This window comes from Neobacillus sp. PVCKKU3, from assembly GCF_058323225.1.
Map to the genome: position 1 here is coordinate 16,242 of NZ_JBLVQN010000012.1, position 16,130 is coordinate 32,371.

18 protein-coding genes and 1 other annotated feature are annotated in these 16,130 nt (G+C 41.3%); all 18 genes read left to right on the forward strand.

Translation table 11 applies throughout. From position 1 onward, the window contains the following. Positions 1 to 35 precede the first annotated feature (35 nt). Positions 36 to 767 (forward strand): DUF881 domain-containing protein, encoded by a 732-nt coding sequence (locus ACNQGS_RS10200; RefSeq protein ID WP_491487213.1) that lies wholly within the window; start codon positions 36 to 38, stop codon positions 765 to 767. Then, the gene (locus ACNQGS_RS10205) at positions 767 to 1,129 is read left to right on the forward strand and encodes a small basic family protein (RefSeq protein ID WP_491487214.1); all 363 of its coding nucleotides are present in this window, start codon (positions 767 to 769) and stop codon (positions 1,127 to 1,129) included. The genes ACNQGS_RS10200 and ACNQGS_RS10205 overlap by 1 nt, the downstream gene beginning before the upstream one ends. A 121-nt stretch (positions 1,130 to 1,250) precedes the next feature. After that, positions 1,251 to 2,546 (forward strand): cell division protein FtsA, encoded by a 1,296-nt coding sequence (gene ftsA, locus ACNQGS_RS10210; RefSeq protein ID WP_213140833.1) that lies wholly within the window; start codon positions 1,251 to 1,253, stop codon positions 2,544 to 2,546. Between the two features lie 41 nt (positions 2,547 to 2,587). Next, positions 2,588 to 3,739: a cell division protein FtsZ gene (gene ftsZ, locus ACNQGS_RS10215; protein ID WP_423801641.1), complete on the forward strand. Its 1,152-nt coding sequence runs from the start codon at positions 2,588 to 2,590 to the stop codon at positions 3,737 to 3,739. Between the two features lie 215 nt (positions 3,740 to 3,954). Continuing rightward, positions 3,955 to 4,893, forward strand: a complete 939-nt coding sequence (spoIIGA, locus tag ACNQGS_RS10220; protein WP_491487215.1) for a sigma-E processing peptidase SpoIIGA — start codon at positions 3,955 to 3,957, stop codon at positions 4,891 to 4,893. Between the two features lie 45 nt (positions 4,894 to 4,938). Then, positions 4,939 to 5,658, forward strand: a complete 720-nt coding sequence (gene sigE, locus ACNQGS_RS10225) for an RNA polymerase sporulation sigma factor SigE (RefSeq protein ID WP_213116408.1) — start codon at positions 4,939 to 4,941, stop codon at positions 5,656 to 5,658. A 169-nt stretch (positions 5,659 to 5,827) separates the two neighbouring features. After that, positions 5,828 to 6,607, forward strand: coding sequence for an RNA polymerase sporulation sigma factor SigG (sigG, locus tag ACNQGS_RS10230; protein WP_040204876.1), 780 nt, complete (start codon positions 5,828 to 5,830; stop codon positions 6,605 to 6,607). A gap of 403 nt (positions 6,608 to 7,010) precedes the next feature. Continuing rightward, entirely contained in the window at positions 7,011 to 7,274 is a 264-nt protein-coding gene (locus ACNQGS_RS10235; RefSeq protein WP_213116407.1) for a YlmC/YmxH family sporulation protein, read from the forward strand. 81 nt (positions 7,275 to 7,355) lie between these two features. After that, entirely contained in the window at positions 7,356 to 8,174 is an 819-nt protein-coding gene (gene pgeF / locus ACNQGS_RS10240; protein ID WP_491487216.1) for a peptidoglycan editing factor PgeF, read from the forward strand. A gap of 8 nt (positions 8,175 to 8,182) precedes the next feature. After that, positions 8,183 to 8,860, forward strand: a complete 678-nt coding sequence (locus ACNQGS_RS10245) for a YggS family pyridoxal phosphate-dependent enzyme (RefSeq protein ID WP_423801644.1) — start codon at positions 8,183 to 8,185, stop codon at positions 8,858 to 8,860. 10 nt (positions 8,861 to 8,870) lie between these two features. Beyond that, a complete protein-coding gene (locus tag ACNQGS_RS10250) occupies positions 8,871 to 9,323 on the forward strand; it encodes a cell division protein SepF (protein WP_213140828.1) in 453 nt (150 codons plus the stop codon). 4 nt (positions 9,324 to 9,327) lie between these two features. Further along, the gene (locus tag ACNQGS_RS10255; protein ID WP_213116401.1) at positions 9,328 to 9,591 is read left to right on the forward strand and encodes a YggT family protein; all 264 of its coding nucleotides are present in this window, start codon (positions 9,328 to 9,330) and stop codon (positions 9,589 to 9,591) included. A 28-nt stretch (positions 9,592 to 9,619) separates the two neighbouring features. Beyond that, positions 9,620 to 10,393, forward strand: coding sequence for a YlmH family RNA-binding protein (locus tag ACNQGS_RS10260; RefSeq protein WP_491487217.1), 774 nt, complete (start codon positions 9,620 to 9,622; stop codon positions 10,391 to 10,393). A gap of 81 nt (positions 10,394 to 10,474) precedes the next feature. After that, on the forward strand, positions 10,475 to 10,990 hold the full coding sequence (locus ACNQGS_RS10265; protein ID WP_213116399.1) for a DivIVA domain-containing protein: 516 nt from the start codon (positions 10,475 to 10,477) through the stop codon (positions 10,988 to 10,990). A gap of 48 nt (positions 10,991 to 11,038) precedes the next feature. Next, positions 11,039 to 11,278 (forward strand) — a binding site (T-box leader). A gap of 72 nt (positions 11,279 to 11,350) precedes the next feature. Next, positions 11,351 to 14,122, forward strand: a complete 2,772-nt coding sequence (gene ileS, locus ACNQGS_RS10270) for an isoleucine--tRNA ligase (protein ID WP_491487218.1) — start codon at positions 11,351 to 11,353, stop codon at positions 14,120 to 14,122. Between the two features lie 142 nt (positions 14,123 to 14,264). After that, on the forward strand, positions 14,265 to 14,558 hold the full coding sequence (locus ACNQGS_RS10275; protein WP_491487220.1) for a hypothetical protein: 294 nt from the start codon (positions 14,265 to 14,267) through the stop codon (positions 14,556 to 14,558). 79 nt (positions 14,559 to 14,637) lie between these two features. Next, entirely contained in the window at positions 14,638 to 15,129 is a 492-nt protein-coding gene (lspA, locus tag ACNQGS_RS10280; RefSeq protein ID WP_213116396.1) for a signal peptidase II, read from the forward strand. Beyond that, positions 15,101 to 16,012 carry an RluA family pseudouridine synthase gene (locus ACNQGS_RS10285; RefSeq protein ID WP_213140823.1) on the forward strand — a complete coding sequence of 304 codons (912 nt, stop codon included), beginning with the start codon at positions 15,101 to 15,103 and terminating at the stop codon, positions 16,010 to 16,012. The genes lspA and ACNQGS_RS10285 overlap by 29 nt, the downstream gene beginning before the upstream one ends. The last annotated feature ends 118 nt before the right edge of the window (positions 16,013 to 16,130 follow it).

A 16,130-nucleotide genomic window follows, 5' to 3' on the forward strand; every position in this document is an offset into this window, starting at 1 on the left:
TCCACGAGTATATATGAGAAGGCTGGGTGGAAAAAGTGGACAAACGGAAAATGAAAATAAACTTTACCCTGATTGCGGCGATAATTGGTTTTATGATTGCAGTCCAATTTCAAACGGTAAAAAAGCCTGAGCTCAGGGATACAAGGGACATTTGGCAGCTTAGAGAAGCCTTGTTAAAGGAAAAGGAGCTGCAATCTAATTTATTGAATGAAATTCGATCAAATGAGGAAAAACTATCAGCCTACAAATCTAAAAGAGAGCAAAGCAAAGAAAAGGCTTTGCGAGACACCCTAAATGAATTAAAAACAGACGCGGGCTTAACAGAAGTAACTGGCCCGGGAATTACTTTAATGATTGAACCCGTCATGGAAAATATTCAACTTGGGGAAACGACGAAGAATGTTGTTTCACCGGAACTCTTGAAAAGACTGTTAAATGAGGTAAACATGTATGAAGCAAAATATGTTTCGATTGATGGCCAAAGGGTTATTAATACGACTGTTATCCGGGATATCAATACCGAAACAAAAATTGATGGCCATACCATAAAGGAATTGCCAATCGAGGTAAAAGTAGTCGTCAATGACCTTAGTACGGCTGAAAAATTATATAACCGAATGAAAGTTTCCAAAGCGAGAGACGAATTTTTTACGGAGAACTTAAGGCTCGATGTGAATGCACCAAATCCGGAAATAACAGTCCCTGCTTATCAGAATCCAATTCGTATCCGGTATATGGAGCCGGTTAAAGAGGGGAGCGGTTCCTAATGTGGCTTCCGGTCGTGGGGTTAATAATTGGCATTATTCTAGGCTTGCTGACAGAAATTCGGATTCCTGAAGAATATTCCAATTATTTGTCGATTGCTGTCTTAGCAGCACTCGACACATTATTCGGAGGAATCCGTGCCTATTTGCAAAATATTTATGATGAAAAGGTCTTTGTTTCTGGATTCTTTTTTAATATAATACTTGCGGCAAGTTTAGCTTTTCTCGGTGTTCATCTTGGTGTAGACTTGTATTTAGCAGCGGTTTTTGCGTTTGGCGTAAGGCTTTTTCAAAATATTGCTGTAATTCGTCGAATTTTGTTAACGAAATGGTCAACAAAGAAAGAAAAATTAGAAAAAAGTTGAAAATTTTTAAAGGGAATCATTTAGTTTTGACGAATATTTTTATAAGATATGACTATGAATAATTCATTTGAACAAATAAATTGTTGTTCAATAAAAGGGAAATTAAAGGAGGTGCCAGAGAATGAACAGCAATGAAATATACGTAAGTCTTGACATCGGTACATCCAGTGTAAAAGTAATCATTGGTGAAATGGTCAATGACTCAGGAAAAGGCTCGTTAAATATAATTGGAGTTGGCAATGTAAATTCTGAAGGCTTGCGCAAAGGCTCAATCGTCGACATGGACGACACCGTTCATTCTATTAAAAGGGCGATTGAACAAGCGGAAAGAATGATTGGAATGGAAATTCATGAGGTTGTTGTCGGGATACCGGGACACAATATCATGATGCAGCCCTGCCATGGAATTGTAGCAGTCTCTGGTCAAAACCGGGAAATTACGAACGATGACGTTGCACGTGTTATTGAAGCTTCCTATGCTGGTTCTATACCACCTGAGAGAGTGAATATGGGGGTTATCCAAAGGCAATTTATTTTGGATGGAAAAGATGAAATCAATGACCCTCGCGGGATGATAGGTGTCCGCCTTGAGATGGATGGAACACTTGTGACCGGATCAAATTCAGTTCTGGCAAATATCATTCGCTGCGTTGAGCGCGCCGGACTTCAATTTTCAGATATTATTCTTCAGCCTTTGGCAGCGGGAGATTACGCTTTATCAAAGGATGAAAAAAATCTTGGCGTTGCTATGATTGATATGGGTGGCGGCTCGACTACAATTGCGGTTTATGAGGAAGGCTATTTAAAAGCTACAAGTGTCATTCCTGTAGGTGGGGATTTGCTCACGAATGATCTATCTAAAGTGCTGCACACATCCACGGAGGATGCAGAAAATATAAAATTAAAATATGGACATGCATTCTATGATCATGCATCTGAAGATGAATTTTTCAGTGTACCGATTATCGGAAGCGACCAACATCAACAATTCAATCAGCTTTATGTATCAGAGATTATTGAAGCCAGAATGGAAGAGATTTTTGAGCTTATAGCAAAGGAATTAAAACGCATGGGCGTGTCCGACCTGCCAGGCGGTTTCGTGTTAACGGGCGGAACAGCCAATATGCAGGGGTTACTGGAACTTGCTCAGGATATGTTTAAAAATCCCGTCCGTATTGCCCGTCCCGATTATATAGGCGTAAGAGAGCCTCAATATACAACAGCGGTTGGCTTGATAAAGTATGCTTACAAGAATGCTAGATTACCAGGGAGCGTGGCGAGCCCGCAATCCGCAGTTTCAGAGCCAGTCGAAAAGAGGGCCCCGAAGCAGCAGCAGCCAAAAACAAAAGTAGAAAAGCATCCGGAAGAAAAAATGACTTCAAGAGTAAAAAAATTCCTTGGATACTTTTTCGAATAAGCTAAATTGAAAAGGATATCGAAGAATTAGGAGGATTTTTCATGTTAGAGTTTGATACAAATTTAGATTCTCTTGCCACAATAAAGGTAATCGGGGTTGGCGGCGGCGGTAATAATGCAGTAAACCGAATGATCGAGCATGGTGTGCAAGGTGTGGAATTTATTGCAGTGAATACAGACGCACAAGCGTTAAATCTTTCAAAAGCAGAAGTAAGAATGCAGATCGGCGCTAAGCTAACCCGTGGTCTTGGGGCAGGGGCAAACCCTGACGTGGGCAAAAAGGCCGCTGAAGAAAGCAAAGAGCAACTTGAGGAAGCATTGCGCGGTGCGGATATGGTGTTCGTTACAGCCGGTATGGGCGGCGGTACTGGAACTGGGGCTGCACCTGTAATTGCTCAAATTGCCCGTGATTTAGGAGCTTTGACAGTAGGAGTAGTTACCCGTCCGTTTACGTTTGAAGGTAAAAAGCGGGCTACACAAGCCTCCGGCGGAATCGGCTCAATGAAAGAGGCAGTGGATACACTAATTGTGATTCCAAATGACCGCCTGCTTGAAATTGTGGACAAGAGCACTCCAATGCTTGAAGCATTCCGTGAAGCGGATAATGTTCTTCGCCAAGGTGTTCAAGGTATTTCCGATTTGATTGCCGTGCCTGGTCTTATTAACCTGGACTTTGCCGATGTTAAAACGATTATGTCGAATAAAGGTTCTGCTTTAATGGGTATCGGTGTATCTGCAGGTGAAAACCGTGCTGCAGAGGCGGCGAAGAAAGCCATCAGTTCTCCTTTATTGGAAACTTCCATTGACGGTGCTCAAGGGGTCCTAATGAACATTACCGGCGGAACGAACTTAAGCCTTTATGAGGTTCAAGAAGCTGCAGACATCGTTGCTTCTGCTTCCGACCAAGAAGTTAATATGATCTTCGGTTCTGTCATCAACGAGAACCTTAAAGATGAGATCATCGTAACAGTAATTGCTACAGGCTTTAAGGAAGAGGTAATCCAGCCTAAGGTAACACGTCCAACCTTTGGACAAGTTAAACCTCCAGTCGGCGGCGTCAAGAGAGAGCCAAAACGCGAAGAAGCACCACAACAGCAGGCTCCACAACAAGAGCCAGTTCGCAATAATAACAATTACCAGGAAGACACACTCGACATCCCAACCTTCCTGCGCAACCGCAACAGAAGACGATAGAAATTTTATATTAAATAAATGGAAAAGGTATGGCCTGATATAAAAAGGCTGTACCTTTTTTATTTTTAAAAAATCATCTGACAAATTCCGAATAGAATAGGGAAAATTTCTGTTTTTTTGATTACAGAAAGTGACACACTTCAGACATACATCTAAGGTATACTTTTCCATAATCAGAATAATAGAAAGGGCCTTGAAGAAGGAGGAAGCGTTTTTTGATTGTCTATTTGGATGTGATTTGGGCTCTAAACCTGCTATTTGATAGTCTTCTCCTTTTTTTAACAGCTATTATTCTCAAAAGAAGGATTCGGCTGTGGAGAATCTTTGCCGGGGGATTCATTGGTTCACTGATCATTCTATTATCTTTTACGCCAGTAAATGCCATCTCCGGCCACCCGCTTTCAAAACTGTTATTTTCGATTGTGATGGTCTTAATAGCCTTTGGGTATAAGCGTTTGTCCTTTTTTATAAAGGCATTGATGACGTTATATGTGTCAACTTTTTTAATTGGCGGCGCATTAATGGGTGTTCATTTTTTTATCCAATATGACCCAAAACTTACCGTCGGTGTTCTAAGGTCGAGTGTGTTGGGATTTGGCGATCCGATTAGCTGGCTGTTTGTCCTTATCGGGTTTCCTGTTGCGTGGCACTTTTCAAGAAAAAATATTGAAAGTATGGAAATGACAAAAATTCAATACGATCAAATTGTAACTGTAACCGTAGTGATTGAGGAACAGACTTTATATTTGAAGGGCTTAGTCGATAGCGGCAATCAGCTATATGACCCTCTGTCAAAGCTACCTGTCATGTTTGTTTCTATTAAGAATCAATTTGATAACATGTCGGACCTAATTAAGAAAATGGCGGCGGACCCTGAAGCACTTGTATTAGGTAATTCTGAGTTTCCCGAAGAGTGGCAGAGCAGAATGAGAATTATCCCTTACCAGGTAGTAGGCCAAACTTCTCAGCTCATTATTGCGGTTAAACCCGATAGGATATTGATTGAACATAATGGTTTCGAATACTTGTGTGATAAGGGGCTGGTAACATTTACACTTCAGCAGCTTTCATCTGATGATGTATTTCAGTGTATTGTTCATCCAAAAATGTTAACCGGGCCAAGGCAGAATGGGGAAACAGTGAAGGTAAGTTAATATTACTATACTCAGAAAAACAAAATTTTAGAAGGAGGAATACACATGAAAAAATGGAGACTTCGCTTATCCTATTATTGGTATAAACTATTAATGAAATTAGGTCTAAAAACAGATGAAATATATTATATTGGCGGAAGCGAAGCCCTGCCGCCTCCTTTAACAAAAGACGAAGAAGAAATGTTATTAAAGAAACTGCCTGGCGGCGATAAGGCGGCAAGATCGATATTAATCGAGCGAAATCTCAGACTCGTAGTCTATATCGCCAGGAAGTTTGAAAATACCGGCATCAACATTGAAGACTTAATCAGCATTGGGACAATTGGCTTAATTAAGGCCGTTAATACATTTAACCCGGAAAAGAAAATTAAACTGGCTACATACGCTTCAAGATGTATCGAAAATGAGATTCTCATGTACCTTAGACGCAATAATAAAATCAGGTCAGAGGTTTCCTTCGATGAGCCGCTTAATATTGATTGGGACGGCAATGAGCTGCTTTTGTCAGATGTTTTGGGAACGGATGACGACATCATTACAAAGGATCTTGAAGCAAATGTGGACCGAAAATTGTTAACCAAAGCATTGCATCAGCTTAGCGACCGGGAAAAGCAAATCATGGAGTTAAGGTTCGGCCTCACAAATGGGGAAGAAAAGACACAGAAGGATGTTGCCGATATGCTTGGCATCTCCCAATCCTATATATCAAGACTTGAAAAAAGAATCATTAAAAGGCTCCGCAAGGAATTTAATAAAATGGTCTAAAAGACTAGGACTAGAAAAAATTTTTTCCATAAAAAAGCTTTGAAAAATATTGCCTCTAATGCATTTTTCGACAATAGCTTACTTTTCCTTCCATTCATCAAGTGCATATTTTTCCTCCTCAAGGAGATACTGTTTTTTGTACAGCAGCTCTCTCGAGGAGGGAAAAGAATTGACTCGAAATAAAGTAGAAATTTGCGGTGTAGATACATCAAAACTTCCTGTACTGAAAAACGAAGAAATGAGAATACTCTTCAAGCAAATGCAAGAGGGCGATATAAGCGCCAGAGAAAAGCTAGTAAACGGCAATTTACGCCTCGTATTAAGTGTTATCCAACGGTTTAATAACCGGGGCGAGTTTGTTGATGACCTGTTTCAGGTTGGCTGTATTGGACTGATGAAGTCTATCGATAATTTTGATTTAGGTCAAAACGTGAAGTTTTCCACTTATGCCGTGCCGATGATTATTGGCGAAATCCGGCGCTATTTGCGTGACAATAATCCAATCCGAGTATCCCGCTCCCTTAGGGATATTGCTTACAAAGCCCTCCAGGTAAGGGAGAGGCTGATGAGTGAAACCTCTCGGGAACCGACTGCTGAAGAAATCGCGAAGGTCCTGGAAGTACCCCATGAGGAAATTGTCTTTGCGCTAGATGCAATACAAGACCCGGTATCACTTTTTGAACCGATTTATAATGATGGCGGGGATCCAATTTATGTAATGGACCAGCTAAGCGATGAGAAAAATAAAGATATCCATTGGATTGAAGAAATCGCCCTTAAAGAGGGAATGAGAAGATTAAATGAACGAGAAAAATTGATTTTGAGAAAGCGTTTCTTTCAGGGGAAAACACAAATGGAAGTTGCGGACGAAATTGGCATCTCCCAAGCGCAAGTATCCCGCTTAGAAAAAGCAGCAATCAGACAAATGAATAAGAATATCCAAAGCTAAGCTGCCTTTTAAGGGCAGCTTATTATATTGCCGGGAAAGGGTATTTTCTCGGCAATTTTTTGTTTAAATGAATGGATTGTCTATGCTAACGGGCCTGTTGATTTCCGCTCCGGGCACTCGCTTTCCGCGGGGAGGTTCCTGGAGCCTCCTCGGCGCTGAAAGCGCCTGTGGGGTCTCCAGTGACCTCTCTATCCCGCAGGACAATGAAAAGCTTCCTCGAATCGGCCCACGCACGAAGGAAATGCGATAGCATTTTCGAGGAGTCGAGTGCCCTCCGCTCCAATCAACAGACCTATTGAGACATAAAAGGCTATCAAAAGGACAGCTTAATTTTTTCCTTTCTAATTTACCTAATACAAACATATATTTTTTATAGTATCGTAAGATTGGGAGTGGTTGTTTAATGGTTAAAATTTCCGATTTTCAGATAAAAGATGTTGTGAATGTTTCAGATGGCAAAAGACTAGGGAATGTTGGAGATATAGAAATTAATTTAACGACGGGAAAAATAGAAGCGGTTGTCATTTCCGGAAACGGGCGAGTGCTTGGCTTTTTTGGGAAGGACGAAGATATAGTGATCCCGTGGAAAAACATTATCAAAATTGGGCAGGATGTCATCTTGGTCCGATATAAAATCAGCGATGAAAAAATAACGGAAGAAGAGTAGCCTTTGCATGAAATAAAACTGCTTCGGTGACCAATGCCCGGTTTCATGGTAAACTATAGAAAAAAGTTCAGAGGTAATGGAATGGAACCATTTATTATAAAGAATGAATCTTTATTAACCATCGACGGTTGGATGAATAGCAACCCTGGCCTTGTTGCCGGAATAACAACTAAGCTGGGGGGACAAAGTAAAGGCAGCTTTGAAGCCCTAAATCTTGGCTTTCATGTTGGTGATATTGTCAATGATGTTTGCGCAAATAGAATGAAAGTTTCCGAACTGCTTGATTTTCCATTAGATTCATGGGTTAGCGCTGAGCAAACACATGATATTTTCCTGCAAAAAATAACAAAAGCAGATCGCGGGCGAGGGTCTATTTCCTACGAACAGTCTTTTAAGAGCACGGACGGCTTCTATACAAATGAAGAGGGAATATTGTTAACGCTCTGTTTTGCCGACTGTGTCCCTCTTTTTTTTATTGCTCCCGAATATCGGATGATTGGGGCGGCACATGCTGGATGGAAGGGGACGGTAGGACAAATTGCCCGTGAGATGATAAAAAAATGGGAAGAGGAAGGCATCAAGGCTGAGAAGGTTTTTGTCGCAATCGGTCCATCAATCTGCGAAAAATGTTATATTGTGGATGAACGTGTCGTTAACTTGGTTGAAAATATACTAGAAGATGTCGATAGAAAACCCTATAATTTAATTAGTGAAGGTCAATATTCATTAAACCTAAGGGAATTGAACAAGCAGATTCTCGTTAAGGCAGGAGTACCAAAGGAAAATATAATCGTCACCGATTATTGCTCAAGCTGTAACAACCATTTGTTTTTTTCCCACCGGAAGAGCCATGGCAAAGCCGGAAGAATGTTAAGCTTTATTGGCTGGAAGGAGAATTAGAACCGCTTATGAGAGTAGCAGCAAAGTATGAACTTATTAGACAGCAAATAAATGAAGCGTGCGAAAAGACAGGCAGGAAACCAGATGAAGTAACTATAATTGCCGTTACAAAATACGTCAGTACCCAAAGAGCGCAAGAAGCGCTTGATGCAGGCATTCAGCATCTTGGCGAAAACCGGGACGAAGGAATGCTTGAAAAATGGGAAGTTCTTAAGGACAAGCCAATTTGGCATTTTATTGGAACCCTGCAGACACGAAAGGTAAAGAATATTATCGATAAAGTGGAGTACATTCATTCTCTTGACCGTCTTTCTTTGGCACAAGAAATAAATAAACGTGCCAATTCAAAAGTAAAGTGTTTGGTACAGGTTAATGTAGCAGAAGAGGACTCAAAACACGGTTTAGCGGTTGAAGAAGTGATCGACTTTATTAAATCACTTGGGTCCCTAGAGAATATTATTGTTGCTGGTTTAATGACAATGGCCCCACTCACGGACGATGAAGAAGTCTTGCGTGATTGTTTTCAAAAACTTAGAGAACTTCGTACTCAAGTTCAATCCTGTCACTTAGACTATGCTCCTTGTTCAGAGCTGTCGATGGGGATGTCTAATGATTTTGCCATTGCCATCGAAGAAGGGGCTACGATGGTAAGAATAGGTACAGCGCTTGTTGGTGAAGCTGGTTAGGAGAGTTGATATGACAATTAAATCTAAACTAAAAACATTTTTCTTTTTAGACGACGACAATGATGAGCAAAATGAAGATTATAGTGAGCCGAAGGAACCAATAAAGCAGAAAAAACAGCCGTTAAAAAGTCATAATGTAGTCAGCCTGCAAAGTGTGCAAAAGCCACCTGTCCAAGTAAAGCCCTCAAAGCTTATTTTGGCGGAACCGCATTCCGAATCTGAGGCAACCGAGATTGCCGACCATCTAAAAAACCGCCGTCCAGTGGTGGTGAATTTGCAGCGGATTGATCAAGAGGAAGGCCGGCAGATCGTTCATTTCTTAGGAGGAGTAGTATATGCTCTAGGTGGGGAAATCCAGAAAATTGGCGCCAATATTTTCTTGTGCACCCCGGATAATATGGAAGTATCGGGGAATATTTCGGAACTGCTCCCTGACCACGAAAATATGAATACGAGGTGGTAAAGAGATGTTTTTTGTTATCGGTTTAATACAAAAACTCATTTGGGCTTACTCGTGGGCATTAATTATTTACATATTGATGTCCTGGTTTCCGGGTGCTAAAGAATCTGCGATCGGTCAATTCTTAGCAAGAATTTGTGAGCCATATTTGGAACCATTCAGAAGGATTATTCCCGCAATCGGCATGATTGACATTTCTCCGATTGTCGCATTTCTTGTGCTCAACTTTGCAACACGGGGCTTAAGCTATGTAGCTGTCTGGCTCTCATAATAATTAAAAATAGGTTGGTTTTTAGAGCATGAATATATATCAGCATTTTCGTCCAGAAGAACGGGATTATATTGACCAGGTCATGCAGTGGAAAAACACTGTGGAACTTCAGTATGCCCCGAAATTATCGGACTTTCTTGACCCAAGAGAACAGAATATCTTAAAAACGATCATCGGTGAAAATGGTGATGTAAAATATCAACTCTTTGGAGGATGGCCAGGGGCAGAACGAAAAAGGGCTCTTCTTTTCCCGGAATATCTAGTCCCAGCTCAAGAGGATTTTCAAATCAGCTTGTTTGAAATTGACTATCCAAAGAAGTTTGTCAAAATTGAACATCCCAACGTCTTAGGCACATTGATGTCGTTGGGACTAAAACGTGGGAAATTTGGCGATATTCTTGTCGATGATGGACAAATCCAGTTCTTGGCAGCCAAGGAAATCGGCGGCTATATCAGCAGTAATCTTGAATCAATCGGTAAAGCAACGGTTCATTTAATCGAGAAGCCGCCCGAAAACATAATTTCCCCTAAAGAATTATGGGAGGAACATGAATTAACAGTATCTTCATTAAGGCTGGATACTGTTATTTCTGGTGTTTATAATCTTTCCCGGCAAAAATCGCAAAACTATATTGCCGCAGGCTTAGTTAAGGTCAATTGGACTCAGATTGAAAGCCCGGCCTTTATTTGTGAAATTGGCGATATGCTGTCGGTCCGGGGCCATGGAAGGGTAAGATTGTCCAGTATTGACGGAAAAACAAAGAAAGAAAAATGGCGAATTTCTGTCGGAAGACAAAAATAATTTATTTTCTTGCAGGATTTTCGAAAAACTTGTCGAATATTCACATTTACATATATTGCACAGATTGTTGGAGGTGGCATCATGCCGTTAACGCCGTTAGATATTCATAACAAAGAATTTAATAAAGGATTTAGAGGGTATGACGAGGATGAAGTAAACGAATTTCTTGACCAGGTAATCAAGGATTACGAACTTGTCCTTAGAGAGAAAAAAGAATTGGAAGAGCGCTTAACTGACCTGCAGGAACGTTTAGGGCATTTTACAAGTATTGAAGAAACACTTAATAAATCGATTGTGATTGCCCAGGAGGCAGGGGAAGAAGTAAAACGCAATGCGCAAAAGGAAGCGAAATTAATCGTCAAGGAAGCGGAAAAGAATGCAGACCGTATCGTTAACGAATCCCTATCTAAAGCGAGAAAGATTGCTCTGGAGATAGAAGATTTAAAGAAGCAGTCGAAAATTTTCCGCACCCGTTTCAAAATGCTGATTGAGGCACAGCTCGATATGCTGAATACTGACGATTGGGATCACCTTTTAGAGTACGAACTTGATGCCACCGAGTTGAAAATCCACGAAGAAGAGGATTCATTAGCTTGACGAACAGCTATTTAGTAGCATATAATTTCTTAACAGATTAATTGAATGAAAATGACGAAGACAGGGACAGTACAATTTTTCAAAAAAGCTTATTAGCGAGTCGGGGACGGTGGAAGCCCGATAAAGCCGAAAGATTGGAAAATCACCCTCGAGTTCCGAGGTCGAACCTCTAAATTTAGAACAGTAGACTAAGGCGTGTATTCACGTTACGAATTCGCAAGAGGATAGAATAAGACAGTTCTATCAATCAGGGTGGTACCGCGGGAATAAAACCTTCTCGTCCCTTTTTTGGGATGAGAGGGTTTTTTTATTTGCAAGAATGTCAATTCTGTTCAATAGAAAGGTATTGGAGGAAATAAAATGGAATACAAAGACACGTTATTAATGCCGCAGACGGATTTCCCAATGCGCGGTAATCTTCCGCAAAGAGAACCGGATATGCAGGCAAAATGGGAAGAAATGAATATTTACCAAAAAGTACAGGAGCGCACTAAAGGGCGTCCGATGTTTGTTTTGCATGATGGCCCTCCATATGCAAATGGTGACATCCATATGGGCCACGCCTTAAATAAAATCTTAAAGGATTTTATTGTCCGCTATAAGTCAATGAGCGGCTATCATGCCCCATATGTGCCGGGCTGGGATACGCACGGTCTGCCGATTGAACAGGCTTTAACCAATAAAGGGGTTAAACGGAAAGAAATGTCCGTAGCTGAATTCCGCCAGCTTTGTACAGAATATGCGCTTGAGCAGATCGACAATCAACGAATCCAGTTTAAACGCCTTGGTGTCCGCGGTGATTGGGAGAATCCATACATCACCTTAAAGCCTGAATACGAAGCCCAGCAAATTAAGGTTTTCGGAGAAATGGCGAAAAAAGGTTATATCTATAAGGGATTGAAGCCAGTATATTGGTCTCCGTCAAGTGAATCCGCTTTGGCTGAGGCAGAAATTGAATATAAAGATAAACGTTCACCATCCATTTATGTTGGTTTTCCGGTGAAGGATGGCAAGGGAGTTCTTGATACGGATACGGAAATCGTCATCTGGACAACAACCCCATGGACCATTCCTGCCAACTTGGGAATTTCGGTTCATCCTGAGCTAACTTATGTGGTTGTTGCGGTAAATGATAAAAAATACGTTGTGGCTGAAAGCTTATTGGAAAGTGTAACGAATGAAATTGGCTGGGAAGAAGCGGCCGTTCTTAAAAAGGTCAAAGGGGCTGATTTGGAATATGTTATAGCCCGTCATCCGCTTTATGACCGTGATTCTCTTGTCATGTTAGGCGAGCATGTGACAACGGATGCTGGTACTGGCTGCGTTCACACTGCTCCTGGTCACGGGGAAGATGACTTCCATGTTGGTCAAAAATACGGCTTGGATGTCCTTTGTCCGGTTGATGATAAAGGAAATATGACAAATGAAGCACCGGGATTTGAAGGGTTATTTTACGACGAGGCCAACAAACCGATTTCCCAAGCCTTAGAGGAAAAAGGAGCTTTGTTAAAGCTTACATTTATTACCCACTCCTATCCACATGACTGGAGAACAAAGAAGCCGGTTATTTTCCGGGCAACTGCACAGTGGTTTGCGTCCATTAAAGATTTCCGCGAGCAATTGCTCGAAGCTGTGAAAGAAACCAAATGGGTGCCGGCTTGGGGCGAAACAAGGCTTTTCAATATGGTCCGTGACCGCGGCGATTGGTGTATTTCCCGCCAGCGCGTCTGGGGTGTGCCAATTCCGGTATTCTACGCTGAAAATGGTGAAGAAATCATTACGGACGAAACAATCGAACACGTTTCTAATTTATTCCGCGACAATGGCTCAAACATTTGGTTTGAGCGCGAAGCAAAAGACCTGCTTCCGGAAGGGTTTTCGCATCCTGGCAGCCCGAACGGCAAGTTTACGAAGGAAACCGACATTATGGACGTTTGGTTCGACTCCGGTTCTTCCCATCAGGCTGTACTGCTTGAAAGAGAAGACTTGGTGCGCCCTGCCGACCTATATCTTGAAGGTTCTGACCAATACCGCGGCTGGTTTAACTCCTCTTTATCTACTGCAGTTGCTGTCACAGGCAAGGCACCATATAAGGGAGTATTAAGCCATGGATTTGCTCTTGATGGTGAAGGTCGAAAAATGAGTAAATCATTAGGTAATGTCGTCGTTCCGGCGAAGGTTATGAATCAATTGGGAGCAGATATTTTACGCCTATGGGTGGCTTCTGTTGATTATCAATCAGATGTCCGCGTATCGGATGCAATTTTAAAGCAGGTTGCTGAAGTATATCGGAAAATCCGCAATACATTCCGCTTCTTGTTGGGGAATTTAGCGGACTTTGACCCGGCTGTTAATAAGGTTGCTTACGAAAACCTTCGTGAAGTAGATCAATTTATGCTGGTTAAATTAAATAAGCTGATTAAGAGTGTTCGCAATTCTTATGAAAATTACGATTATGCAGGCATTTACCATGCTGTCAATAATTTCTGTACGCTTGATTTAAGCGCATTTTACCTAGATTTTGCAAAGGATGTTCTGTACATTGAAGCAGTTGATCATCCAGAACGTCGGGCGATTCAAACCGTTTTATATGAATCATTGCTTGCTCTGACCAAATTGGTTTCGCCAATCCTTTCTCACACTGCAGACGAGGTATGGAAATATATTCCGAAGGTTCAGGAGGAAAGTGTTCAGTTGACAGATCTTCCAGAATATCAGGAACTTCCTGGTGCTAAAGAGTTAGAGGAGAAATGGTCTGCATTCATGGAGCTTCGCGATGATGTCTTAAAGGCACTTGAAGAAGCCCGGAATGCAAAGGTGATTGGTAAGTCATTAACAGCGAAAGTAACCTTATACGTAAATGATAATACAAAAGCGCTGCTCGATTCTGTTTCAGAGAACTTGAAACAATTGTTTATCGTATCCGGTTTTGAAGTGGCTGGTGCCTATGATGAGGCGCCTGAAGAAGCTTTGAAATTAGATACAGCGGCCATTGTGGTCACAAAGGCAGAAGGTGAAACCTGTGAACGCTGCTGGGTAGTGACGCCTGATGTCGGTCAAGATGCGGAGCATTCAACTCTTTGCCCGCGCTGTGCCCAAGTTGTAAAAGAAAATTATTCACACTTAGCGTAAATAGAAAGGGGCTGACTTGTCAGCCTCTTTCATATTTTTTCCACCTCCGTTAATTGTTGTTGATGATGTCAAATTATTATCCGGGTCAATGGAAAACGATCGGTAATAATAAAACAAATAACATAACGGAGGTATTAACACTATGAATGCAATGCAGGAAAAGCTGTTTCAAGAACTCCGTCAAACAAAAACAGAAATCGAAAGGTCATTAAAGAACAAACAAACAGAGAATTGGTTTACAACCATTTTAGAGGAAGAAATGGCGGACATTGATTTGGCGTTGAAAAAAATCGAAGAAGGAAATTTCGGACAGTGTGAACTTTCCGGCGAATTATTACCCCTCGACTTGTTAAATTTAATTCCAACCATTAGAACAGTTAATGATCCCAGCTTGCTTGGCGGCTATTGCAAGAAACCGATCTTCCCCACGCTGTAATTTTTGTTTCATTGTGATATAGCGATTAAGTATGCTAAACTAGGGGAGCAAGTCTAGCTTAAGTTGGAGGTATTTCTTAGTGTATTATTACTTAATCGCCCTATTCGTTATTGTGCTCGACCAAATTACTAAATGGCTTATTGAAAAAAATATGTATATCGGTGAGAGTATACCCATCATTGATAAATTTTTATATATTACTTCTCACCGGAATCGCGGGGCCGCATGGGGAATCCTTCAAGGGCAGATGTGGCTTTTTTATGTCATTACGGTTATTGTCATTATAGCGATTATGTATTATCTTTACAAAGCGGCCAAAGGAAAATGGCTGTTAGGTGTATCTCTAGCTTTCATGCTTGGAGGTGCAATTGGGAATTTTATCGACCGAGTGGTTCGGAAAGAGGTTGTTGATTTTATTCATACCTTTATTTTTGGCTATAATTTCCCTGTATTTAATATTGCCGATTCAGCATTAGTGATTGGTGTTGGATTATTAATGATTCAAATGCTGCTTGAAGAGAAGTCGTCAAAGGAGAAGTCTTATGGAGAAAATGGAACACACCATTCTTGAGGAACAAAAAGGAGACCGGATTGATAAGGTAATCTCACGTATGAACGAAGAATGGTCTAGAACACAGGTACAGGATTGGATAAAAGAAGGCAATGTACTTGTGAATGGGAAAAATGTTAAAACAAATTACAAATGCAGTGTAAATGATACTATCGTTATTACCATTCCAGATCCGGAAGAATTGGACGTGGTTCCGGAGGAAATGGATTTAGATATTTATTATGAAGATAAGGATGTTTTGGTCGTAAATAAGCCAAAGGGTATGGTGGTCCATCCTGCACCTGGCCACCTTACAGGGACACTTGTTAATGGGTTAATGGCCCATTGTAAGGATTTATCCGGTATCAATGGTGTATTAAGACCCGGGATTGTGCATCGCATAGATAAAGATACATCAGGGCTGTTAATGGTAGCGAAAAATGATTTGGCCCACGAAAGTCTTGTTAACCAACTGGTGGAAAAGTCAGTGACCCGGAAGTATAAGGCGATTGTCCATGGAGTGATCCCTCACGAATATGGAACCATCGATGCTCCGCTTGGGAGAGACCAAAAAGACCGGCAAAGCATGACGGTTGTTGATAACGGCAAGCATGCTGTTACTCATTTTCGTGTCCTTGAGCGGTTTAATGATTTCACGTTTGTGGAATGTCAATTGGAGACAGGCCGGACCCATCAGATTCGTGTCCATATGAAATATATAGGTTATCCGCTTGCCGGTGATCCGAAATATGGACCAAGAAAGACACTCGATCTTAATGGCCAGGCATTGCATGCTGGTCTGCTCGGTTTCGTACATCCAAGAACAAATGAGTATCTAGAATTCGAAGCCCCGCTACCGGAGGATTTTGAAGAACTTCTGGACCGGTTAAGAAATAATCGTTGACAGGATAAATAAATTAAAGTATGCTTACTATAGTTTAATAAGCCTTTAAGTCGGTCCCGTGAGGCCGAGAAGGAACGGTTAAGATGTTATTTCCCTAAGGAAGAACTGTCTCCCTCTC

Coding starts and splice junctions, on each gene's coding strand:
- pgeF (WP_491487216.1), top strand. CDS start 7,356: ATGGAACCATTTATTATAAAGAATGAATCTTTATTAACCATCGACGGT.
- ACNQGS_RS10235 (WP_213116407.1), top strand. CDS start 7,011: ATGGTTAAAATTTCCGATTTTCAGATAAAAGATGTTGTGAATGTTTCA.
- ftsZ (WP_423801641.1), top strand. CDS start 2,588: ATGTTAGAGTTTGATACAAATTTAGATTCTCTTGCCACAATAAAGGTA.
- ileS (WP_491487218.1), top strand. CDS start 11,351: ATGGAATACAAAGACACGTTATTAATGCCGCAGACGGATTTCCCAATG.
- ACNQGS_RS10250 (WP_213140828.1), top strand. CDS start 8,871: ATGACAATTAAATCTAAACTAAAAACATTTTTCTTTTTAGACGACGAC.
- ftsA (WP_213140833.1), top strand. CDS start 1,251: ATGAACAGCAATGAAATATACGTAAGTCTTGACATCGGTACATCCAGT.
- ACNQGS_RS10265 (WP_213116399.1), top strand. CDS start 10,475: ATGCCGTTAACGCCGTTAGATATTCATAACAAAGAATTTAATAAAGGA.
- ACNQGS_RS10205 (WP_491487214.1), top strand. CDS start 767: ATGTGGCTTCCGGTCGTGGGGTTAATAATTGGCATTATTCTAGGCTTG.
- ACNQGS_RS10275 (WP_491487220.1), top strand. CDS start 14,265: ATGAATGCAATGCAGGAAAAGCTGTTTCAAGAACTCCGTCAAACAAAA.
- ACNQGS_RS10260 (WP_491487217.1), top strand. CDS start 9,620: ATGAATATATATCAGCATTTTCGTCCAGAAGAACGGGATTATATTGAC.
- ACNQGS_RS10285 (WP_213140823.1), top strand. CDS start 15,101: ATGGAGAAAATGGAACACACCATTCTTGAGGAACAAAAAGGAGACCGG.
- ACNQGS_RS10245 (WP_423801644.1), top strand. CDS start 8,183: ATGAGAGTAGCAGCAAAGTATGAACTTATTAGACAGCAAATAAATGAA.
- sigE (WP_213116408.1), top strand. CDS start 4,939: ATGAAAAAATGGAGACTTCGCTTATCCTATTATTGGTATAAACTATTA.
- ACNQGS_RS10255 (WP_213116401.1), top strand. CDS start 9,328: ATGTTTTTTGTTATCGGTTTAATACAAAAACTCATTTGGGCTTACTCG.